This is a genomic window from Rahnella sp. PAMC25559, assembly GCF_050632365.1.
In the GTDB taxonomy this organism is placed as follows: Bacteria; Pseudomonadota; Gammaproteobacteria; order Enterobacterales; family Enterobacteriaceae; genus Rahnella; species Rahnella rivi.
This window is the reverse complement of sequence record NZ_CP192542.1, coordinates 196948-219473: the sequence shown is the minus strand read 5'-3', so window position 1 is coordinate 219473 and position 22526 is coordinate 196948. Positions and strand designations below refer to the sequence as shown.

The 22526-nt window shown below is 45.7% G+C and carries 19 protein-coding genes and 6 pseudogenes; 16 read left to right on the top strand and 9 right to left on the bottom strand.

Going from position 1 to position 22526, the window contains the following annotated elements:
- The coding region (locus tag ACQZQY_RS01060; RefSeq protein ID WP_431295667.1) for an amino acid permease at window positions 1–633 on the top strand (633 nt) is incomplete at its 5' end.
- 39 nt (window positions 634–672) lie between these two features.
- Window positions 673–1944 (top strand): phosphatidylserine decarboxylase family protein, encoded by a 1272-nt coding sequence (locus tag ACQZQY_RS01055; protein WP_431295666.1) that lies wholly within the window; start codon window positions 673–675, stop codon window positions 1942–1944.
- A gap of 248 nt (window positions 1945–2192) precedes the next feature.
- Here ACQZQY_RS01055 and ACQZQY_RS01050 read toward each other — a convergent pair.
- Window positions 2193–2512 (bottom strand): annotated as a pseudogene (locus ACQZQY_RS01050) (helix-turn-helix domain-containing protein).
- Between the two features lie 821 nt (window positions 2513–3333).
- Here ACQZQY_RS01050 and ACQZQY_RS01045 point away from each other — a divergent pair.
- The 10 genes and pseudogenes from ACQZQY_RS01045 to ACQZQY_RS01000 all read left to right on the top strand — a co-directional run bounded on the left by ACQZQY_RS01045 (window position 3334) and on the right by ACQZQY_RS01000 (window position 12700).
- Window positions 3334–3780, top strand: coding sequence for a DUF3290 domain-containing protein (locus ACQZQY_RS01045; RefSeq protein WP_431295665.1), 447 nt, complete (start codon window positions 3334–3336; stop codon window positions 3778–3780).
- A gap of 9 nt (window positions 3781–3789) precedes the next feature.
- The gene (locus ACQZQY_RS01040; RefSeq protein WP_431295664.1) at window positions 3790–4425 is read left to right on the top strand and encodes a DUF421 domain-containing protein; all 636 of its coding nucleotides are present in this window, start codon (window positions 3790–3792) and stop codon (window positions 4423–4425) included.
- Between the two features lie 9 nt (window positions 4426–4434).
- Window positions 4435–4575 (top strand): annotated as a pseudogene (locus ACQZQY_RS01035) (IS3 family transposase); the annotation flags it as partial.
- Between the two features lie 966 nt (window positions 4576–5541).
- Window positions 5542–6463: pseudogene (locus tag ACQZQY_RS01030) on the top strand (IS5 family transposase).
- Window positions 6464–6918: 455 nt separating this feature from the next.
- Complete coding sequence (locus ACQZQY_RS01025) at window positions 6919–7440, top strand: fimbrial protein (protein ID WP_390976542.1); 522 nt, start codon at window positions 6919–6921, stop codon at window positions 7438–7440.
- Between the two features lie 47 nt (window positions 7441–7487).
- The gene (locus ACQZQY_RS01020; RefSeq protein ID WP_431295663.1) at window positions 7488–8165 is read left to right on the top strand and encodes a fimbrial biogenesis chaperone; all 678 of its coding nucleotides are present in this window, start codon (window positions 7488–7490) and stop codon (window positions 8163–8165) included.
- A gap of 20 nt (window positions 8166–8185) precedes the next feature.
- On the top strand, window positions 8186–10744 hold the full coding sequence (locus ACQZQY_RS01015; protein WP_159282951.1) for a fimbria/pilus outer membrane usher protein: 2559 nt from the start codon (window positions 8186–8188) through the stop codon (window positions 10742–10744).
- A gap of 14 nt (window positions 10745–10758) precedes the next feature.
- Window positions 10759–11778 (top strand): fimbrial protein, encoded by a 1020-nt coding sequence (locus ACQZQY_RS01010; protein ID WP_159282952.1) that lies wholly within the window; start codon window positions 10759–10761, stop codon window positions 11776–11778.
- A gap of 334 nt (window positions 11779–12112) precedes the next feature.
- Window positions 12113–12432: pseudogene (locus ACQZQY_RS01005) on the top strand (type II toxin-antitoxin system RelE/ParE family toxin).
- Window positions 12422–12700, top strand: a pseudogene (locus ACQZQY_RS01000) (helix-turn-helix domain-containing protein). The pseudogenes ACQZQY_RS01005 and ACQZQY_RS01000 overlap by 11 nt, the downstream one beginning before the upstream one ends.
- A 108-nt stretch (window positions 12701–12808) precedes the next feature.
- Here ACQZQY_RS01000 and ACQZQY_RS00995 read toward each other — a convergent pair.
- The gene (locus tag ACQZQY_RS00995) at window positions 12809–13054 is read right to left on the bottom strand and encodes a biofilm development regulator YmgB/AriR family protein (RefSeq protein ID WP_431295662.1); all 246 of its coding nucleotides are present in this window, start codon (window positions 13052–13054) and stop codon (window positions 12809–12811) included.
- A gap of 607 nt (window positions 13055–13661) precedes the next feature.
- On the opposite strand from ACQZQY_RS00995, the gene ACQZQY_RS00990 reads away from it, so the two are divergent.
- Window positions 13662–14069 (top strand): DUF4354 family protein, encoded by a 408-nt coding sequence (locus ACQZQY_RS00990; RefSeq protein ID WP_431295661.1) that lies wholly within the window; start codon window positions 13662–13664, stop codon window positions 14067–14069.
- 75 nt (window positions 14070–14144) lie between these two features.
- Here the strand turns inward: ACQZQY_RS00990 and ACQZQY_RS00985 are convergent, their stop codons facing one another.
- Window positions 14145–14702 (bottom strand): recombinase family protein, encoded by a 558-nt coding sequence (locus ACQZQY_RS00985; RefSeq protein WP_431295660.1) that lies wholly within the window; start codon window positions 14700–14702, stop codon window positions 14145–14147.
- Window positions 14703–14863: 161 nt separating this feature from the next.
- On the opposite strand from ACQZQY_RS00985, the gene ACQZQY_RS00980 reads away from it, so the two are divergent.
- Entirely contained in the window at window positions 14864–17869 is a 3006-nt protein-coding gene (locus ACQZQY_RS00980) for a Tn3-like element Tn3 family transposase (protein WP_431295659.1), read from the top strand.
- 24 nt (window positions 17870–17893) lie between these two features.
- Here the strand turns inward: ACQZQY_RS00980 and ACQZQY_RS00975 are convergent, their stop codons facing one another.
- Window positions 17894–18286 carry a GNAT family N-acetyltransferase gene (locus ACQZQY_RS00975; RefSeq protein ID WP_431295658.1) on the bottom strand — a complete coding sequence of 131 codons (393 nt, stop codon included), beginning with the start codon at window positions 18284–18286 and terminating at the stop codon, window positions 17894–17896.
- Between the two features lie 288 nt (window positions 18287–18574).
- Window positions 18575–19144 (bottom strand): annotated as a pseudogene (locus ACQZQY_RS00970) (dihydrodipicolinate synthase family protein); the annotation flags it as partial.
- Between the two features lie 90 nt (window positions 19145–19234).
- On the opposite strand from ACQZQY_RS00970, the gene ACQZQY_RS00965 reads away from it, so the two are divergent.
- Both ACQZQY_RS00965 and ACQZQY_RS00960 read left to right on the top strand, forming a co-directional pair.
- Window positions 19235–19486, top strand: coding sequence for a type II toxin-antitoxin system Phd/YefM family antitoxin (locus ACQZQY_RS00965; protein ID WP_101079625.1), 252 nt, complete (start codon window positions 19235–19237; stop codon window positions 19484–19486).
- On the top strand, window positions 19483–19770 hold the full coding sequence (locus ACQZQY_RS00960) for a type II toxin-antitoxin system RelE family toxin (protein WP_431295657.1): 288 nt from the start codon (window positions 19483–19485) through the stop codon (window positions 19768–19770). The genes ACQZQY_RS00965 and ACQZQY_RS00960 overlap by 4 nt, the downstream gene beginning before the upstream one ends.
- A 524-nt stretch (window positions 19771–20294) precedes the next feature.
- On the opposite strand, the gene ACQZQY_RS00955 is transcribed toward ACQZQY_RS00960, so the two are convergent.
- The 4 genes from ACQZQY_RS00955 to ACQZQY_RS00940 all read right to left on the bottom strand — a co-directional run bounded on the left by ACQZQY_RS00955 (window position 20295) and on the right by ACQZQY_RS00940 (window position 22208).
- Window positions 20295–20561, bottom strand: coding sequence for a helix-turn-helix domain-containing protein (locus ACQZQY_RS00955; protein ID WP_431295656.1), 267 nt, complete (start codon window positions 20559–20561; stop codon window positions 20295–20297).
- A gap of 224 nt (window positions 20562–20785) precedes the next feature.
- Window positions 20786–21073: a type II toxin-antitoxin system RelE family toxin gene (locus tag ACQZQY_RS00950; protein WP_431295655.1), complete on the bottom strand. Its 288-nt coding sequence runs from the start codon at window positions 21071–21073 to the stop codon at window positions 20786–20788.
- On the bottom strand, window positions 21063–21317 hold the full coding sequence (locus ACQZQY_RS00945; RefSeq protein ID WP_133824106.1) for a type II toxin-antitoxin system RelB/DinJ family antitoxin: 255 nt from the start codon (window positions 21315–21317) through the stop codon (window positions 21063–21065). Before ACQZQY_RS00945 ends, ACQZQY_RS00950 begins: the two co-directional genes overlap by 11 nt.
- A gap of 279 nt (window positions 21318–21596) precedes the next feature.
- On the bottom strand, window positions 21597–22208 hold the full coding sequence (locus ACQZQY_RS00940; RefSeq protein WP_431295654.1) for a plasmid SOS inhibition protein A: 612 nt from the start codon (window positions 22206–22208) through the stop codon (window positions 21597–21599).
- Window positions 22209–22526: the final 318 nt, after the last annotated feature.

Here is a 22526-nt window from a genome sequence, read left to right as displayed (position 1 = left end):
CTGAGCGCGATAGTTGGCAAATGGGGTGGCGTCTTTATCAATGTTGGCGTCATCATTGCCTTACTCTCTTCATGGCTGGTATGGACGCTGCTGGTAGCCGAACTGCCCTGGGCATGTGCCAAAGATGGAACCTTTCCCAAGTTTTTTGCAAGAACGAATGCCAACGGCGTTGCTTCAAACTCACTATGGGTTTCAACGCTGGTTATGCAGGCAGCGATGGCACTGGTATTCTTCTCCAATAATGCCTGGAATGCCATGCTTTCTATTACCGGCGTGGTAATTCTTCCTGCCTATATCGGGTCCGCCGCATTTTTGTGGAAAGTTATAGCCAAAAAAGATTATCCCAAAACAGCTCGCTATAGCCTGAACAGCGCATTAGTGACGAGCGTATTAGCAACGCTGTATGGATTTTGGCTGGTTTATGCTGCCGGGATCTCCTTCATCCTTGTTGGATGTGCAATCTACGCCATTGGATTATTAGTATTCGTTTGGGCACGTAAAGAACAAGCCCCTAAGGAGCCGTTATTCACAGGCTCAGAAAAAGTATTGGTGATGCTGATTATTATTGCTGCGCTGACCAGCTTGTGGATGCTCTTTACCGGCCATCTTCCGCAGATCTATAAGCCATCTTGAATCATAATTTTTATTATATAACCTATATCTGGAGTCAAAATGCACGCTTCTTTAAAACCTTGTAACAAGACCTATACCGCTGGAAAATGGATGCCATCCGATCAGCGTACTCTGCGAAAGTGGATGTTAAAAATAATGGAAAAGGCCGAGAACGATACCGGTGCATTATTACCCTGTGTCGAAGACTTTAAAAACTTCATCGAGAATGACCCGAAAGCATTTATGCTCTTTACACAAATGTTTGACCAGGTCAATAAAGATGACGCTCATGCACTTTCGCCATCAGGATTACCGCAAGTACGCGATTACCAGCATATGCTGAGCTTAATAAACGTCATCATGACTCATGCGCCAGAGTTCGATGAGACAGGATTAGTGGGTTTTCCTTTTAACGCCATCTTCAACTGGTCTATGGCAACGCAAGGCGGCTGGAGTGGTTTTCTGGACGAACGAATCAATAAACATATTAAAACCATTCTTAATGAATGGGCGGTGTTTCTCAGTTCAGCTCAAAGCACCTGGGTTTTAAATGACGATCCCCGCTCTGGCTGGTTTGGTGAAGATGCCCGTAAAGCTATGCCGACATTTGTGGATGACTTTATTTGCGACCCATCACTTGACCATCACGGATTCAAATCATGGGATGATTTCTTTACGCGACAGTTCCGCGAAGGCGTCCGCCTTGTTGCTGAACCCGATAATGATGATGTGATTGTAAATGCTTGTGAGTCAGCACCTTATCGCCTTGCCGAAGATGTGAAACAACGCGATCAATTTTGGATTAAATCACAGCCCTATGCTCTGCAATATATGATGGATAACGATCCTTTGACTGAGGCTTTTATAGGAGCGACGGTGTATCAGGCATTTCTGAGCGCCCTGAGCTATCACCGCTGGCATGCGCCCGTATCAGGCAGGATTGTTAAAACACGCATTATCGATGGAACCTACTACTCCGAAACATTAAGTGAAGGGGAAGATGTTGCAGGCCCAAATGCTTCTCAGGGATATATTACTGAACTGGCAACCCGAGCATTAATTTTTATTGAAGCTGATAATTCGGATATTGGATTAATGTGCTTTATGGCCGTGGGTATGGCTGAGGTATCAACCTGTGATGTGACCGTTTACGAAGGGCAACATGTTAACAAAGGTGAGCAATTAGGCATGTTTCACTTCGGTGGTTCAACTCACTGCTTATTCTTCCGCCCGGAAGTCAATCTTGAGTTTGATTTTCATGGTCAAACGCCGGGACTGGAAAGCAATAATATTCCTGTTAACAGCACGTTAGCCCGTATCAAACGAAGTTAAGTCACGTTGCCGGGGCAGGTCCCTGCCCCAAATGTACCCCATGCCTTTTGGTGCAAGTTGCTATCTTAAAAAACACACCTCCACAGCACGGTAATAAAAGTTATGACCTCATAGTGATTGGAACATTTTATGAACGATTTCCTGCTTGTCGTGTTACCTGACGGGAAAACGGAGATGAGCTTGCATAAAAAGCTTGTAGCGGTCAAAAAAACTAGTTCTTAGTTTCTGGTAACTATTGAACCACATACTCATCCGGGTCCCAGAATAATGTCACGACTTTCATACCCAAAACTTGCACATCTAACTTCATGATGCTCCCTATTGCGCTGTTCCAGGAGAATGTCATCCATGGTTCGGACATGCCCCATTTTGACTGCACGTAAGTCATAGCCCGCGGCCTCTAAAAGTCGAACAAGTATCGACACACTCATATCGCCTTTTCAAGTGTCTCCATTCGAACAACGGTTACGCGTGAAACGCCCGCTTTCTCAGCCAATTCAGCCTGCGACAAGTCTGCTTCGATACTTGCAGTTTTAAGCATTTCTGCAACATCATAGAGAGTGGTCATATGTGTCTCCTAGGATACTATAAACCCAGTGTAAAGCAAAAATGTATCCCATGGGACTCAAATTACCTTTTCCATGAAAATATGATTATGAAGGCGATACTTAAACCTAAGTGATAAAGACTACAGGAATAAGTATCCCCGCAGATACTTAATGATGGAATATGCCATTAATGTATCTTATGGGATACATTAATGGTAATGGAATAGTAATGACCTGCTTTCTGCTAATTGACATATCTTGACGTTAGTCGCTTTTCTCACATGAACATAACTCATACCCAAAATAGATGTGAAGATTGACTGGGATATAAAAAGTCCCCCCAGCAGTATCCACGGTACTAGCGCTCTGGCTAAGCTCAACCAGCAGTTAGCAAGCAGGAAGTTTTATGTTGACACTATCGCAATGTATGGCTTGTGGGGGCCGTTCGTGACACTTTCGACTAGCGTTCACTGGAGTTTTGTTTCGGAAAAATGAGTTTGGACTGAAATCTGACTGTAGAGCGGCATTCTACTCTTGGCACGAATCAGTTGGCTTAAGGTCTGCTTTGAGCGAGGAGCTGACAACAAATAGAGCGGAAAGTGGGTAGGAAATCTTGCTGTTTTTCAGGGCAGCGACCTGGTTCTGCTGCCCTTCATTTGAAACGTTGTAAAATGGGAACTTGATAGTTAATCCATCGTTGCTCCATCCTGCATCCTAAAAGATAATGACAAATTTCAACTGATAACTGATAATTATTAGTTGTTAAGTAACATCAGAGCGGGAATGGTAACGTGTTACTATAATAAAAATATGGTTTTGTGGTTTTAGGGATTACAAATATATGAGATTTTATAGTATCGATTATCTACAAATGCAGTCTAACATCAATGATTATTTAAAATTCATCGTTATATTTAGTACTTTATTTGTTTTGATTGTTGTTTTTAGTCTGTATATGCGTCATCGCTTGCAAACTAAATATCGTGACTTAACAATCATAGCCTTCTTATTTTTACTTTTTATTTCTGGTGTACAGTATGCAGATTATACCGATAGTCAAAACATACACTCCCAATCATCACAAATGGTTAACTTTGTTAGGTTGTTATCACAAGAAAAAGAAGTGAATGTGAATTATATATTTTCCAGTTCAGCACAGCTTTCTGATGGTATTATCGTTAAAATTAATGATCTTTATTACCGTGTTAACTTAAGTCTGGATCAAAAAACATACAATCTAGTTGAGGTTTCTTTAGTAAATCCAGAAATACAAATCTTGAAAAACTGAGGAGTGCAAATGATAATTTATTTACCTATCATTATAAAATTAGGTCTGGGGATACTGTGTTTAATTGTTCAAATAAATCTCATAGGGAAAGGAAATCTTGCCCCCTCATCCGCAATGGACCAGGTTCAAAACTATGTACTGGGGGGCATTATAGGTGGCGTAATTTACAACGAATCGATAACAGTACTACAATTTGTCCTAGTGTTAATTATATGGACGTTTTTGGTCTTTGTTCTTAAGTTTTTGAAAGAAAATAGTCGGATAGTTAAAAGAATAATTGATGGAAAACCTATTACTTTGATACATAATGGCAGCATTAATGTTAAGGAGTGTTTACGAAATGGCGTTTCTGCAAATGACTTGATGTTTAAATTAAGAGCAAATGGTATTTATGAAATTGAACAACTAAAACGGGTGGTGCTCGAACAAAATGGGCAGTTAACAATTATACAGAGTGGTGATGAAAATATACGCTATCCAATTATAGTGGATGGTTTGTCAAACCATGATCTGCTCGAAATCCTTAACAAGGACAGTGACTGGTTAGAAAGTGAAGTTACAAAGCAAGGCTTCAATAAAATCAGTGAAGTATATTTAGGTGAGTATTTGTCGGGTAGGATTAATTTATACGGATATGAAAAATAGTATCAAAACCTTGCAGTTGTTCTCGTTCTGTTCGCGAGGCAGCCGGTGGATTGGGCAACTTCGTGCTCTTCCCGATAGCAAAGCGCTGGAAATGGGATGGGAGGCTCGCGGCAAACAGACGCAGTGATGTTCCACAGCGATAGTAATAATGCCGGTGTCAGTTTTTATCATGACTCAGTTTGCCGTTTACCTGATTAGTGTGATTACTGATGCGGTGAAGAACTTCCCGCCTCCTGACTCATACAGCGATCGACCTATTATGTCCTGCCCTAGACTCGTCGGTTGCCGGAAGCGCCTTCTTGCCAGGCATCTCCTCACCGGTGCGCGTGACTCAAGAAATGCCTGATGGATTGTCTCATTACTGTCCTGTCCGGGTTATCTGTCTGGAGATTCAACTCTGTTTCCTCACTGGAGTTCTGTCATGGCTGATAACGTTACCGAAGCCACCTATCCGCACTCACCTTTGCGAACCTGAGCACCTGCCGCCTGTGCTTGCTAGTATGTCATCCAACGTGAATCCCTAAATCACTAAATAGCTTCAATGAGTGTTTGATAAGAAAGCATCCAAATATCACCATTCAAAATACAATCCCCAAAACAACGCGCTGATAAACTTACGTATCATAAAACCTCTCTTAATAAAATAATAATTATTAGTCCTGTCAAAAAAATACAACACTTAATCTTCACTCCTTTATCCCCAATTAGGAATAATACGCACAAAAATAAGAATAAAGTTATGTTTATTGCATTCGCAACCATGTCCATGTGACTATTCAAAAATTTCCCGATGTGACTTAATACATTCATAATTCTTTGCATGTAACCCATCCCTATTTATCTATTTGATATTAGCCAGTGATATTAAAAAGTTCTTTCTGTGTAGTTCTAAACATCCTAATTGTCAACTGAGACTTACGATTTTTGAATTTGGCCTGATCCAGTTCTTTCCGCAGGTGCTTTAATTCCTGCTGCTGATGTTCATATTAACTGAATATTTTCTTGATAGCGCTGATAGCAGTTCTTTCCCCCTGTTAGCGGCTTTATTGAATAAATCGAACGTTTGGCCGTAATCAGGATCAGATTATCACATTCCCGATCCTGTAGTGGTATCCCGTGGCGAAACAAAAGTTCACAATCACCAACGGGAATGTATACAACAAAGCCCTCGTCAATCCGGGCTCACTGACGCATGACGAACCTAAAACCTTTTCACGTGGTCGTCCTCAACGTAATTTTGAGCTGACCATTTCCACCGTTCTGATGCTGAAGCGCATTTTTCGCCTCACGCTGTGCGCCGTGCAGAGATTCATTGATTCCATTTTTATCCTGATGAAGTTCCCGCTCCGTTGCCCGGATTATTCCTGCGTCTGCAGGCGGGCTAAGTCTATCAACATCCCTTTCAAAAGCCCCACACTTGGTGAAATTTAACACCTGAATATCAATTCCACCGGCTTAAAAGTTTTCGGTCAGGGAGAGTTGAAGTTGAAAAAAAACGGTCAAAAAAAGCGTCGCTTCTGGCTGAAATTGCATCTGGCGGTTGACGCTGATACACATGAGATTATCTGAGCTGACCTGTCCTTGAACCACGTGACTGATGCAGAGGCATTCCAGGGACTTATTCGCCAGACACATCGGAAAGTCAGGGGCGCTTAATCTGATGGAGCTTATGACACCAGACGGTGTCACGACGAACTGCGGCGTAAGAAAGTCAAAATACTTATCTCGCAGCGAACCCAGGCAGGTTACTGGCCGGCTGAATATGACGATAGAAATCAGGTGGTTGCCCGGCAACGGCTGACGGGAAGCAATGCGTACTGGAAATGGCACACGGCTTACAACCGACATTCAGTGGCTGAAACTGCAATGTTCCGTGTCAAACAGCTTTCTTACGTTGCGGGATTATGATGCGCAGGTTTAGGAGGCTATGGCCATGATCCGCGAATTAAACAAAATGACGCGTGCAGGCATGCCAGAAAGTGTACGGATTGCCTCAGGAAGTCAGCGACGAGGGGAGCTTTTATCTAAATCCGTATAGCCGGGGAATGGGTTTTATGGTTGGCATCGCTCAGTTCGGTTGATGTATTTCTTTTTGACGATTGAACATATCGCTCAATTCTTATTGAGCTCCCTAAAGTGATCACTTATTTCGCGCAGCTATTTAGGTTGGGAAAAATAAAAAGTCAATAAATGATAGGTGATAACACTTATCATTTCTAAAAGTTTTATTTTTTTTACATAACTCTTTACGTGGTGCTGAAAATTTAAATTTGAATCGAAAGTTTCTGTCGTTTAATACTTGTTTAGAGTTAATAACACATAATATTTAAGAGCCTGCTATTAAGCATAATGGCACCTTGGATTTTTTAATATTTTTCGTGATATTGATAAATGCCATGCATAATGCATTAAAATGCTCATGCTATATGGAAGAAAAAATCATTTATTATTTTTGTTTTTCACAAATTTATATTTAATGACATTGAGGTATTAATGAAAAAAAACTACTCTGGGGCTTTACTTATAGTCTCTTTATGCTGTTCCGGTTCCCTGTATGCTGCAGATGGCACCATCAACTTTACTGGCAATATTACAGATATAGCCTGTAAAGTTGATCCTGGCTCGGCTAACCAGACCGTTAACCTAGGTACCGTTTCAACCAGTGCATTTGGAGCATCAGGTTCAACGGCATCTCCGACCCATTTTTCAATCGTGTTGAACGACTGTCCGGCTAATGTTACAACCGCACACGTACGTTTTGATGGTCCTGCAAGTTCAGCCAATCATCAGATCCTGGCGCTTAATTCAGGACAGACCGCCACCAATGTGGGTATTGCGCTTTATGAAGCCGACAGCACTACGTTCATTCCCGTAGGTACACCAAGTGCTCAGGTCAATCTTACCGATGAGGGCACAAATACACTTAACTACTTTGCGAAATATTATGCTACTGCGGATAAAGTCACTGCAGGTTCTGCTAACTCAACAACCTCATTTACCATCGTATATAATTAAAAAATAAGAGCCGCAAAGCGGCTCTTATTTTAATATAAGGGAGAGATATGCGAAGCATTTTTTTAAGCCAAATCCCGCTCGCTTTGTTCTGTTATTTTTCGACGGCATATGCGGGCGTAGAGGTTGGTGGGACGCGCGTCGTTTACGATGGCAAGATGAAACAGGCAACGATCGGAGTTAATAATCCCGACGATAAACCCTATCTTATTCAGTCTTGGGTAGATAAGCGTGCGGACAGCAATGATACAGGTGAAGTGTTTATTACCACACCACCTCTTTTCCGCCTTGAACCACATAGCCAGAATTCAGTACGCATTGCCTATACAGGTAATGACTTACCGCAGGACAGAGAGTCCGTATACTGGCTGAACATTAAAAGTATTCCTTCTACCGATAAAAATTCCACCAATGATCTGATCATAGCGGTAAAAAATACTATGAAACTATTTTATCGGCCGGCCGGTTTAACCGGCGATCCCGCAACGGCGTATCAAAAGATAGAGTTTAAACAGCGCGACGGAAAACTGTTTGCCTTCAATCCTACGGCGTACAGCGTGTCTTTCTATGAGGTTAAAGTAAATGGCGTGCCGCTGAAAGATATATCAATGGTTCTTCCTAAAGAGGGGATTTCACTAGGTTCCGTTACTGCCCAAGCCCCTAAAATAAGCTGGAGAGCGATTAATGACTTTGGCGGAATCTCAGAAGAACAGCAAGTCAAACTCTAATCATCAGGACTAAATACATCATGTTCATGCAGCACGTGCTCTGTGAAAAATCATATTCTTTATTTTCTCCCTCATTGTTGAGCCTGTCTGTGTGCCTTGCCCTCAATGCTGGATTCGCGTGCGCTGATGACTATTTTGAACCTGCATTTATTGAAGTGGCAGATAACAAAAACGCTACCGTCGACCTGTCTGGGTTTAGCAAAACCGGTAGTCAGGCTCCCGGGAGTTATAAGAGTGAAATCTATATCAACGGTAACTATGTTGATGATAAAAACATAATATATATTCTAGATGACCACAGGCTGGTACCGATATTGACTAAACATGATTTAGTTGTCTGGGGTACTGAAGCTAATGCTACGCCTGAATTTATGGCACTGGCAGACAAAGCTGACATTACCGACATCCGTGATGCCATCCCGGATGGTAAAGTCACGTTTGATTTTGCTCAACAGCGTCTGGATATTTCTATTCCTCAGGAGTTTATTCGTAAAAATGCCCAGGGATATGTTGATCCAGACAGCTGGGATGACGGTGTGAACATGTTTTTTGTGAATTACGGCTACTCGGGGTCTGAGTCGTGGCGTGACGGGAAGTCCGGCGGCGTCAACGATGCTTATCTGAATCTGCGCAGTGGAGTTAACCTAGGCGCATGGCGGTTGCGCAACTATTCTACTTACACGGACAGTCCTCATAACCGTTCATGGAACAGTATTAATACTTATATAAACCGCGATATCAGAGCACTGAAAAGTCAGCTTGTTATTGGAGAAAGTCATACGCCCTCTGACATCTTTGACAGCTTTGCTTTTCGTGGAGCGCAGATTTACTCCGATGATAATATGCGCCCGGACAGTCTGCGAGGTTATGCGCCGGTGGTCAGGGGTATAGCGCAGAGCAATGCCCAGGTCACTATCCGCCAAAATGGCAACATCATTTGGCAGTCGTATGTTTCTGCCGGTCCCTTCGCCATTAATGATTTGTATCCTACCTCCGCCAGCGGCGATCTGGATGTCTCAGTTCGCGAAGCCGATGGTACCGTTCGCCAGTTCATTCAGCCCTTTTCATCAGTGCCGATTATGCAGCGCGAAGGCCAGTTAAAGTATTCGGTCACCGCGGGTGAATACCATTCAACCGGGGGGGCTACCCGTACGCCGTTATTCATTCAGTCTACAGGCACCTATGGCATGCCATGGAGCAGTACGCTTTATGGCGGCACTTTGCTGGCGAAACATTACAGGGCCGCCAGCTTTGGTATGGGAAAAGGTCTGGGTGATATCGGGTCTGTCTCTCTTGATAGTACCCTCGCTGAAACCGATATTCGCGACGAGACTAAACGCGGTGCATCGTTTCGCTTTCAATATTCAAAGGATATTGCGCCAAGCGGTACAACGTTTACGCTGGCCGGCTATCGGTACTCCACATCAGGGTATTATGATTTCGATGAGGCAAACGGGTATTACGCCAGAGCGCTGTTGGCCGATAATCCTCCCGAAGGTTACCGAAATAATGAGCATTTGCAGGACGACCGCGATGTTTATAACCAGTGGCGCTATGACCACAATAAACGCAGCAAGGCACAGATTAATATCAATCAGGCCCTCAAGACTTTCGGTAGCCTGTATCTGTCGGCTTATGAGCAACAATATTGGGGGATAGCAGGAAAGGAACGCAGCCTTAACGTCGGTTATAACACCAGTTATTCCAGCATTAATTATTCCCTGAACTATACCTATGCAAGCACGCCTTACTATAACAAACCCGATCGGGTACTGGCGTTTGCAGTCCAGGTACCGTTCGATGCCTTTATGCCGCAGAGCTGGATGAATCTGTCTGGCAACACCAGCAGACGGGACAGCAGCAGTTCTCTGGGTATTTCTGGAAATGCGCTGGAGGATAACCGTCTGGCGTATAACGTTCAGCAGGCTTATACCAACCACGATCAGGGCGCGAATGGCAGTGTTTCGCTTGATTACAAGGCATCTTTTGGCGAGTATCAGGTGGGTTACAATTACACTAAAGATACTCACCAGGTGAACTATGGGGCGATGGGCGGGGTCGTGGCCCATCCCTATGGCGTCACGTTTTCCCAGCCTCTGGGCGACACTCTAGCTTTAGTAAAAGCTGAAGGCACGCGCCGCGTTAAAGTCCAGAATAACACCGGCGTATATACTGATAATGTCGGCTATGCCATTGTACCCTATGTAAATCCTTATCACCGTAACCGCATAAGTCTGGATATTGATAGTCTGAACGATAAAGTCGATGTGCTGAATAATATTCAGACCGTTATCCCTACTCAGGGAGCACTGACGGTAGCCCACTATCCCACGGTAATTGGCTATAAAACCATGTTTACCCTTACGGGTACCGATATTCCTTTTGGCGCATCTGCCATCCTCAGGCAAGACGATGCGAGCATACCGGGTATTGTTGACGATAAGCAGCGCGTCTATCTGGGCGGCGTGCCTGAACAGGGCGAAATTTTAATCCGCTGGGATAACGGGCATTGCACTGCCCCCTATCATATTGGGCAGAAGAACACTGCCGTCATTAACATTACCGCTATTTGTCGCTAATCAGAGTGAGAACCATGAAACGCCTAATCTTAATTTCGTCCATTGTTCTGGTGGCAGGACTTCTTCCGCTTTCTGCGCTGGCCTTCAGCTGTAAACAGGTTACGGCGTTGACCACACTTTCTCCACAAAATATTACCGTGCAGCGAGACATACCTGTAGGTTCAGTTATCGGAACCCAGATAACATCGGGTACTGTGGCCACTTACAGCTGTACCAACAGTGATCCCAAATTGTCTTATCAGCAGATGGGCGTTAAGGGTTACGGTACGTATGTTGGAAACTTTAACGGCAGACGTGTCTATAAAACTAATATTGAAGGAGTAGGCTATGCTATTGGTGGCGTTACGGTCTCTGCCTGCGGGGGTACAACTGGCTGGGTCGACGGGGCCACAGGTACCGCAGATGGCAATCCAAATAACAAAATAATTTGCAGTATAAACGGTATCTTTGGTAATCAGCCTAATACCTTGAAAGCAATGATAACGTTCTACAAAACGGCTGAGGTCACAGGTTCCGGCACAGTAACAGCACGTAATGTTGGCGCATTTATTTTGCGCAACAACCAGAGCGGCTGGTTTTCGCCGGAGTCAGATATCAATATCAGCAGTTTCAATGTCACGACGTTAGCATGCACCGTTAATACGCCGGTCATCAGCGTTCCGATGGGCAGTGTCAATAAAAACGAGTTCAGTGGCCTCGGCAGCTGGCCGGGAAACGTTAATACCAGGAACTTCACTATTCCGCTGATCTGTAATGCCGGGACTCGTGTAAATGTACGCCTCGATGGTAATGTATATGATGCAGCAAAAGGCGTCATTAATATCAACAGTGCCAGAGACGGCGCAAGTGGTGTAGGGATCCAGTTACTTCACGGTAACAATCCGCTCATGCTGGGCGTGCCTTTTTTCAGCGGCGAGAATCTAACCCAGGGAAGGTATGACATTCCGTTTCAGGCACGTTATTTCCAGACTGGTAATGTAATCAATCCCGGCACGGCAAACGCCAGTGCAACATTTACCCTAACTTATCAATAGATTGACATCTCCCCACGCCATAAATAGTGGGGGAGGATGTCGATGGACAGAATTACCGAAATGTCAGGTTAGTCCCATGTTGGGACTGTTTTAGACAGAACTAATAGATATCAAAGTGAGTCAAAGAAGCTATTACATCAAGAGCTTCTACACCATAAGCCTTCCTATCTCGGATGAGAGGGCGGGGCGGAAACGCCTGAACCTCCCCGCTCTCCCACTTCCATCGTGCAGGCAATGAAAGCATCAATATATTACCCTACCAAATAGCCAATTAAAATTTGCTTTAGAGCTAACATAGCTTATAAGCCAATATTTGGATCAGGGAGGAACGCCATTGTTCACTATAATCTTTTATGAAGAGGCAGAAATCGAATTGGTAGCGCTGCCTGTGGCGGTACGGTCGAAAATGATCAGATTGCTACAAAAGCTTGAAGCTAAGCTGCGCTTGCTCAGAGAAGCGGATACAAAGCTTTTAGGCGATGGGTTATTTGAGATCAGGATGATGGGAACTGACATAGCTCGAGGACTATGGGTATATCAGTCAGGTGAGCGTATTATTTAATACGTGTCTTCATTAAGAAGTCACAGAATACGCCATCAAGTGAGATAGCACTAGCATTTCGCCGGTTGGAGGAGATGAAAAATGAAATATAAAACGCTCACTCAGATTCACACCGAATCAATGCAAGATCCAGAGTACAAAGCGGCTTATGAAGCCGAGGAAGCTCCCGAACGTCTTCAGACTACCTTGCTGGATTGGTGGGTTGAAGCGGGATTAACATCTGCGCAGGTTGCTGAACGCATGGGGGGTAAAACCACCTACCGTTAGCAGGATGGAGAAAAACGCCATAAAAATGAGCTATGAACCCTCATTCGCTATGCTCGAGCCTGCGGAGTTAAATTTAAGTTACAGCAGATTTGATGATGCCATGATTAATTAGCTACTAACTTAATAAGCTAGTAGCTAATTTTATAGATTTTTTTATCAATCTGGAAAGTTGCCGCCTTCGAGCATTTATTAGTTTTTGATTCATTCGATAGTGGGCGGATGCATCATTTCAAGCATGTTACGGTAAATATCGGCAACTCTTACGTCCTTTTCCGTTTCCAATTTTTCAACCAATCCCCGAATTATGTCCTTCCTGCTTACCGTCTTATGCATTGAAGTAAGTTCGGCAAAGAGTTTACAATATGTCTGCTTTTCACTAAGCGATCCTTCATTCATAGCCCGGAAGTAATCATCAATTTGATTAGCTGTGTTACTTTCCTTTCCCATTCATACCCTCCCTTACGGCCTCACTTTTAGGTGAAACCACTACAACCCACTCCTCGGAATTTATCCCTTTCACAGGTTGCTCATCCATTAAAAAAAGTAAAATTAATAGTAGTATTCATTTGGAATAGGTCAATTTTGGGAAACAAAATTTACAATTACGGAATTAAATAGCTGCTTCCAATAGTGCGACAGTTGAGATTCTCCCCATCTGAAAGGAAGGGGCTAACCGTACAATACGATGGGGGCCGTTTGGATATCGAAAATTATTGTACCTTCAGGTGAATTTTGAACCTCTAGGCTGTGGTTGGGCTTGACTACGTTGACAGGCTTCTTGAGCGAGAAGCAGACGTTGCTATTTATAGGGGTTTGAGGTCCAATGGAACGAAAACGTACGTTAAGACCTTAATTTTTTGTTTGTATTGAATTTATCTTCATCTCTTTGATTGCAACGAAAACTCACGTTAAGGATGATAGGCTGTGTAACAAAATCGTCTCCCATGAAGCTATGTCAAAGTGGGGGGACTAATTTCCACAAATTACGTTACATTTAGATTACAGTACGTAATATGGTTGCGGTATAACAAACCCTCATAAAAGGAGGTTTTCAATGAAAAAGATATGTACAGTTCTTATTTATTCGCTTGTTCTACTCTCATTTTCTTCAGTAGCGGCTGAAGATTTGCATAGTAAATTGATTATACAAGCCATTCCATCCTCCGAAGGGACGGTGGTAGTTGAAGGGCATCCGAAATACGAAAAAACGTTCAAGGTGGTTGTATATACTAAAATTAAACAGCCGATTGAATTGACTGGTTTTGTTGGCTGCTACAAAGCATTTGATGATAAAGGCAAGGAGTTTGAGGAGCGTACGGTGCAGGCAGATCTGCTGGGAACGCTGAAGGAAGGAGCTAAAGAAGGCGAAGTCTCGTTCGTCAGCGATGATGACTCTGTCTACAATGCCAAATTTGTAAAATGGTCTTCGCAGTGCCCACGACTGGCTAAACGCACTCAGTAAGTAGCACTTGAAGTTTGCCTACATGAGATATAAAAACTTGTACTATCATGTCGTTATAATGGAAAAAAGGTCGCTTTATGCGACCTTTTCGTCTTCCAGAATTTTATACACCGTGGAACGGGCAATGCCGAGCTGCCGGGCTATCGCCGTGGCCCCCGTTCCGCCGTGATGAAGCGCCAGCACGCTGTTTCTGTCGATAGTGCGCCTGCGGCCAAACCGGATACCTTTCAGCTTCGCTTCCTGCCGACCTTCATTGGTCCGTTCCAAAATTCTACTTCGCTCAGCCTGAGCGACAGCAGACAGTATAGTGACCACCATTTTGCCCATATCTCCATCGGTGCTGATCCCATCGTCAATGAAACGAATGGCAACTCCCTGGGCATCGAATTCCTTTATCAGTTGGATCATATCGGCGGTATCGCGACCAAGACGGTCGAGTTTCTTCACCAGAACAACATCACCGTCTTCCACTTTCATACGCAGCAGGTCCAAACCCTCTCTGTCGGTGGAACTGCCGGATGCCTTATCGGTAAATATACGGTTTGCTTTCACACCTGCGTCTTTGAGTGCTCTGACCTGAAGATCAAGAGACTGCTGACTGGTTGAGACCCGAGCGTAACCAAAAAATCGCATAAAAATGTACCTTAAATCGAATATCGGACAACTCATATCTATTATTACAAATTTACGATTTAATAGACATATTAATGTAACAGTTTTACGATGTCCGATAATTTATAATATTTCGAACGGTTGCAGTTGTGTTAAAAAAGCCGTCAGGCAGGGAGGCCGATATGCCCGTTGATTTTTTGACCACTGAGCAGGTTGAGAGTTATGGCAGGTTCACTGGCGAACCCGATGAACTTCAGCTGGCGCGTTATTTTCATCTTGATGAAGCGGATAAAGAATTTATCGGGAAAAGCCGGGGTGATCACAATCGACTTGGTATTGCCCTGCAAATCGGGTGTGTGCGTTTTCTGGGCACTTTTCTTACTGACATGAATCATATTCCTTCCGGCGTCCGGCATTTTACCGCCAGACAGCTCGGGATTCGTGATATCACCGTTCTTGCAGAATACGGTCAGAGGGAAAATACCCGCCGTGAGCATGCAGCGCTGATACGTCAGCACTATCAGTATCGTGAATTTGCCTGGCCCTGGACATTTCGCCTTACCCGTCTTTTATATACCCGGAGCTGGATAAGCAACGAACGTCCTGGCCTGCTTTTCGACCTGGCGACAGGGTGGCTTATGCAACATCGTATTATTCTCCCCGGAGCCACCACGCTGACCCGGTTGATTTCAGAGGTAAGGGAAAAGGCGACGTTGCGCCTGTGGAACAAACTGGCACTGATACCGTCAGCCGAACAGCGTTCACAGCTGGAGATGCTGCTGGGGCCAACTGATTGCAGCCGCCTGTCTTTACTGGAATCACTGAAAAAAGGCCCTGTGACCATCAGTGGTCCGGCGTTTAATGAAGCAATTGAACGCTGGAAAACTCTGAACGATTTTGGCCTGCATGCTGAAAACCTGAGTACACTCCCGGCTGTGCGCCTGAAAAATCTCGCACGTTATGCTGGTATGACTTCGGTGTTCAATATTGCCAGGATGTCACCGCAGAAAAGGATGGCGGTTCTGGTTGCCTTTGTCCTTGCATGGGAAACGCTGGCGCTGGATGATGCACTGGACGTTCTGGACGCCATGCTGGCCGTTATCATCCGTGACGCCAGAAAGATTGGGCAGAAAAAACGGCTCCGCTCGCTGAAGGATCTGGATAAATCTGCATTGGCGCTCGCCAGCGCATGTTCGTACTTGCTGAAAGAAGAAACACCGGACGAATCGATTCGTGCTGAGGCGTTCAGCTACATCCCTAGGCAAAAGCTGGCTGAAATCATCACGCTTGTCCGTGAAATTGCCCGGCCCTCAGACGATAATTTTCATGACGAAATGGTGGAGCAGTACGGGCGCGTTCGTCGTTTCCTGCCCCATCTGCTGAATACCGTTAAATTTTCATCCGCACCTGCCGGGGTTACCACTCTGAATGCCTGTGACTACCTCAGCCGGGAGTTCAGCTCACGGCGGCAGTTTTTTGACGACGCACCAACGGAAATCATCAGTCAGTCATGGAAACGGCTGGTGATTAACAAGGAAAAACATATCACCCGAAGGGGATACACGCTCTGCTTTCTCAGTAAACTGCAGGATAGTCTGAGACGGAGGGATGTCTACGTTACCGGCAGTAACCGGTGGGGAGATCCTCGTGCAAGATTACTACAGGGTGCTGACTGGCAGGCAAATCGGATTAAGGTTTATCGTTCTTTGGGGCACCCGACAGACCCGCAGGAAGCAATAAAATCTCTGGGCCATCAGCTTGATAGTCGTTACAGACAGGTTGCTGCACGTCTTGGCGAAAATGAGGCTGTCGAACTCGATGTTTCTGGCCCGAAGCCCCGGTTGACAATTTCTCCCCTCGCCAGTCTTGATGAGCCGGACAGTCTGAAACGACTGAGCAAAATGATCAGTGATCTGCTCCCTCCGGTGGATTTAACGGAGTTGCTGCTCAAAATTAACGCCCATACCGGATTTGCTGATGAGTTTTTCCATGCCAGTGAAGCCAGTGCCAGAGTTGATGATCTGCCCGTCAGCATCAGCGCCGTGCTGATGGCTGAAGCCTGCAATATCGGTCTGGAACCACTGATCAGATCAAATGTTCCTGCACTGACCCGACACCGGCTGAACTGGACAAAAGCGAACTATCTGCGGGCTGAAACTATCACCAGCGCTAATGCCAGACTGGTTGATTTTCAGGCAACGCTGCCACTGGCACAGATATGGGGTGGAGGAGAAGTGGCATCTGCAGATGGAATGCGCTTTGTTACGCCAGTCAGAACAATCAATGCCGGACCTAACCGCAAATACTTTGGTAATAACAGAGGGATCACCTGGTACAACTTTGTGTCCGATCAGTATTCCGGCTTTCATGGCATCGTTATACCGGGGACGCTGAGGGACTCTATCTTTGTGCTGGAAGGCCTTCTGGAACAGGAGACCGGGCTGAATCCAACCGAAATTATGACCGATACGGCAGGTGCCAGCGATCTTGTCTTTGGCCTTTTCTGGCTGCTGGGATACCAGTTTTCTCCACGCCTGGCTGATGCCGGTGCTTCGGTTTTCTGGCGAATGGACCATGATGCCGACTATGGCGTGCTGAATGATATTGCCAGAGGGCAATCAGATCCCCGAAAAATAGTCCTTCAGTGGGACGAAATGATCCGGACCGCAGGCTCCCTGAAGCTGGGCAAAGTACAGGCCTCAGTGCTGGTCCGTTCATTGCTGAAAAGTGAACGTCCCTCCGGACTGACTCAGGCAATCATTGAAGTGGGGCGCATCAACAAAACGCTGTATCTGCTTAATTATATTGATGATGAAGATTACCGCCGGCGCATTCTGACCCAGCTTAATCGGGGAGAAAGCCGTCATGCAGTTGCCAGAGCCATCTGTCACGGTCAAAAAGGTGAGATAAGAAAACGATATACCGACGGTCAGGAAGATCAGTTGGGAGCTCTGGGGCTGGTCACTAACGCCGTCGTGTTATGGAACACTATTTATATGCAGGCAGCTCTGGATCATCTCCGGGCGCAGGGTGAAACACTGAATGATGAAGATATCGCACGCCTCTCCCCGCTTTGCCACGGACATATCAATATGCTCGGCCATTATTCCTTCACGCTGGCAGAACTGGTGACCAAAGGTCATCTGAGACCATTAAAAGAGGCGTCAGAGGCAGAAAACGTTGCTTAACGTGAGTTTTCGTTCCACTGAGCGTCAGACCCCAAAAACCCACAGGTAAAGCGGTGACTTAGCATCTTCGCTGCATACCCACTCTGCTGCATGATGGAGCAATTTTTTTCCTGCACCCTGGCCTCGCAGGGCAGAACTGACATGCAGACTGTCAATGTACGCCCCCCATTGCGCATCCTTCTTTAGCATTACACATATAAATCCTTCAATGTTCTCTTCATTTTCTGCGACAAAAACAGCCACATCTCGGTTGCTCTGATTCAACAGAGACTGCCAGTGGGAAAAGCGCTCATTTTGCGCATGATTTCCGAGAAAATCTGAAGACATCACATTTCCATAGGTATCACGCCATCCGGCTGCGTGGAGATGTGCAATTGCCCCGGCGTCACTGTATTGAGCTTTTCTTAACTGAATCACGTATGTGCCTTGTCTGAAATCATTAAAAGGAAAAAGCGATTATGGTCTGGCAATTAGATGAATATTTATCGTAGAAAACAAGATGTGATTACCCAATTGTCACTATTATGGGAACGTCCGCTTCTGGCACAAATCGGACCGTCATACCTGCTTAAGTCACTGGCTTAGCGTAGGATATTTTCCTTTTTTTAAGCGGTCCCCTTAATGGTTGTTTCAGACTCGTCGGCGGGTAAAAAATTGCGGTAATTGTTTCAAAAGGACCGGTAAACTGCCAGTCCTGCGGAGAGATTACTTCAGCTCCAGCGTCCTTATCACATGGGCAATATCCGCGATATCGCCTGCTGACAACGGTTGCAGAGGTCGAGGCAGGCAATCCATGTCGATAAGGCCAAGCACACCAGCGGCAGATACTTCAGCCATGTTTACGGAACACGACCACAACGGAACAAGGCGGGTTGTCAGGGCAGTAACGCGTTGATGATCGTTTGCCCCCGCTGCTTCAATGATTTGTTTCACCATCTCAGGGAACAGACCTTCGCACACGGAGTACCAGATCTCACAGCCAGCATTTAATCCCAGTCCGGCAGAAGCATCACCACTGATACCGATTGTCACTTTCGGGCGAAGATGTCTGCGTAGAGTATCCACCCTCTCAGTCGCTGCAGCCTGGCTATCCGGGACGTCTGAGATCTTGACCGAGTGAACACCCTCAAGTGATGAGAGACGACCATGTAGTTCATGCGTAAAGGTAAAATGCGTAGTGCCCGGATTATCATAGATACACACCGGTACAGACACGTGCCGGGTAACGGTCTCAAATAGTGAGAAGACTACTTCGTCACGGAGTGACTGGTAACTATAATAGGTGGTTTAAGTAAAAAGACCTGTTAATAGGTCTTTTCATCCCTTAGACTAAGAGCTGTCAAAAGGTCTTAGTCAGGAGGCAACATGCCAAATATTATTCTTAGCGACACCAGTGCGAGCATCAGCGAACTAAAAAAAAATCCCATGGGAACTGTAGGGGCAGGTGACGGGTATCCTGTGGCCATCCTGAACCGCAACCAACCTGCATTTTATTGCGTGCCCGCAAAATTATATGAACAAATGCTAGATGCGCTGGATGATCAGGAATTAATTAAGCTGGTTAGTGAGCGATGCAAAGAGGCGCTGGTTGAAGTGGATTTGGACCATTTTGCATGACATACACGATTAAGTTTCGTGAATCTGCAGCCAAAGAATGGGACAAGCTTGATAAGGCGCTTCAACAACAATTTGCTAAGAAACTGAAAAAGTGTTGCGAAAATCCTCATGTTCCTTCGGCCAAACTTCGCGGGATGCCCGGGTGTTATAAAATCAAACTGCGCGCATCGGGCTTCCGTTTAGTCTACGAAGTAATTGATGACGTCCTGATTATCGCAGTCGTAGCCGTTGGTAAAAGAGAACGCAGTGACGTCTATCAGTTAGCCAGTGAGCGTTTAAAATAACGTCCAGTGCAGATTTTTATGCCCGCCAGGGCATGCAGGCGACAGTAAATCTTCTTGGCAAATCTGGGGCTGATGTTCCCAGCATCACCGACGACTATCGGTTCCTGGTATCCTCAATCCCCCACTCTGCCTGCCAGACTTAACCAACGTAATACCTCTACAGAACTTTAGGTACGCCGTCGGAGTGGTCACGGCAAGGCCTTGGCCGCAGCCGTGGCGTATCTCCGCGTTGGCGCCCTTTGGGCGCTTACGGGCGTGTTCCTTCAAGCTCAAAGCGACAATCTTTCAGCAACACCAATGTAGTAGTTACAACATCCGTCTATTAAAGCGGCACTGATCCCGGCCTTTGGCCGGGGCGGCGCGGCTTTTCAGGGCGGTCGGCTTCCGCTCAGGGGTTACCGCTGTGCGCGGTGCATTGTTGATGGTCAGCTCGGGAGCCTCAGATTTGCACGGCGTAGTTGAAGGGGGGTCATGTGAATGTTGTAACTAATAAGATAGGCAGATAAACGAATGAACTGACAGCATCAGTCCATTGTTAGTTGTTCAACTTTGCATTGGTATAATTGGGCCAGACGTTCAATGTTGTCTTTTCGTGGATTCTCAGACTTCTCGAACTGAGATACTGCGGCTTGTTTAATCCCCAGTTTTTCAGCAACATCCTTTTGAGTCAGACCACGGTAAATACGCCAGGCGGCCTGAATGGTGACATCTTTACTCAGCATGATTTCGACAATTTCATTTGGGATCAGGACGTCATCATGTTCATCAGTAAATAATTGAATGCTTTCCAAAGGAACTCCCGTCGGGTTCAGGTGAAAATACCTAAAGATATGTATAAGGTCGTTCATTGAACCTAAACATAGACAGTACTGTTAAATGCGTTGTACCGGATTGGCCACGAAAGTTGTTTATCCGATTATCCGTTCAGTCTGTGATGTCTGTGATGTCTTCTGCAGGGTAACCTTCGTAATAGAATTGCATCAGATATTCTAAACGCGTTGCCTCATCATCAAGGTCATAGCCGTTTTTCTGCATCAGAATAGGCCTCTGCCTTTTCACGCTTGCCGATGGCAATGACAAAAATGATTATTTCCTGGTCTATCACCTGATAAATCAGCCGAAAACCAGATGTCCTCAGCTTAATTTTATAACAATCTTTAAGTTCGCCATGCAATTTGTTAGCCTCGATCCTCGGGCTTTCCTGCAACTTTTTAAGCTTCTTTCTAAATTGCTCCCTGATGGCTCCATCAAGCTTCTTCCACTCTTTTAAAGCCCGTGCATCAAACTCAATCTCAAATCTCATCAATATTTACCCGAATACGGGCAGCAGGGTGCGCCATGCGCTCCTTAACAATTTTAATGATGTCTTCATCATTATCGCTCTCAGCCACCACCACAGACACGGCAGAAAATGGCAATTTCTCATTATCGACGACGTACTGGAGTAACTGCCGCATAGCATCAGACGGGTTGATGCCTAACTTTTTTAACACTTGTGTAGCTTCTTGCTTTAAATTCTCTTCTACGCGGATCTGCATTGTGCTCATAGGGAAGTCCTTTGTTGTAATGACAAATGTAGTGCTAATTTTAGTGTAGTGACAAATGTAATGCAACTATCGCTAATTTAATATTCGAGGGGAGTGAGCCCGCTATAATTTTAATTACATCTTAAGGTCGCTGAGAGTGTACAAATAACTAAAGCGGGAATATCGCCATATAGTTCACTTCCGGTGATTGTGTAGCTGGTTCGGCAACATCTGTTCATCGAGTCGCTGCAAGGCAGCCGGACGTTCTGTCAGCTCGCAGCCCATCTCATCAAGGATCGCCTACAGCGGCTGCCCTGAGCAAAATCCCCTGACCTGCACACCGGTAAAACGCCCGCCCCACGCCGCTAACATATCCGTCAGGTCATCGTCATATATGCCCCGCTTTTCCTGCCGTTTGTACCATACCTCCAGCCACATCGGGGTCACGAATGCCAGCTCAATTTCTGCCTGTGCCACCGCAGTCTGATAGCGCCTGCGCTTTTGCAGGCGTTCCTTTTCCTGCTGTTTTTCCCTGCGGCTGTTGCTGATATCCCTGCGGCGGTGCTGACGTTCACTCAGGCGATAGCCGGTTTGAGGAAAATACTGGCTGACGGCGCAGCCCGACAGCGGCAGCGGACAAACGTCACCACGACTTTCAACCAGCGTGTTAAGTGCGGCGAGATAGCGGTCTTTCGGCTCACCGCCACGGTTTTTCAGGCAGTAATTTGCCGCAGCGCGGCTCACGTCGCTGGCGGTAATACGCCCCGCTTTAGCGCCGCGCAGCTGCTTAAGCAATGCGACTGCATACGGATACTGCCCGCGCTGCCGCCGCTCCTCGACCTCGATGATGGCCTGCAGCGCGGCAAGTTGAAACGGGTTGACCGTGACAAGGGAAAGATGACGAGGGATCATACGACACCTCCGCTCTGACGCAATGCAACAGCCAGCCGTTCGGGCGTGGTGATACCGGGGTCCGCTTGGAAAACGGAAATTATCCTACGCTAAGACTAACCGACGACTTTATGACGAAATTTTGCTTATATTAGAAAGGGGGATGCTGTTTTATGATCTGATGATTCATGCCCTTGTCTGCAAACACAAATCGATCCTTAAACGGAAACGATACCTCCCTTTAAGGCACTAAGATAAGCGCCTGTTCAAAACATTCTTTCACTACCATCGCAATTCACAATATTAATGAATGTCATTCATAGTCCCTATCCTCCCACC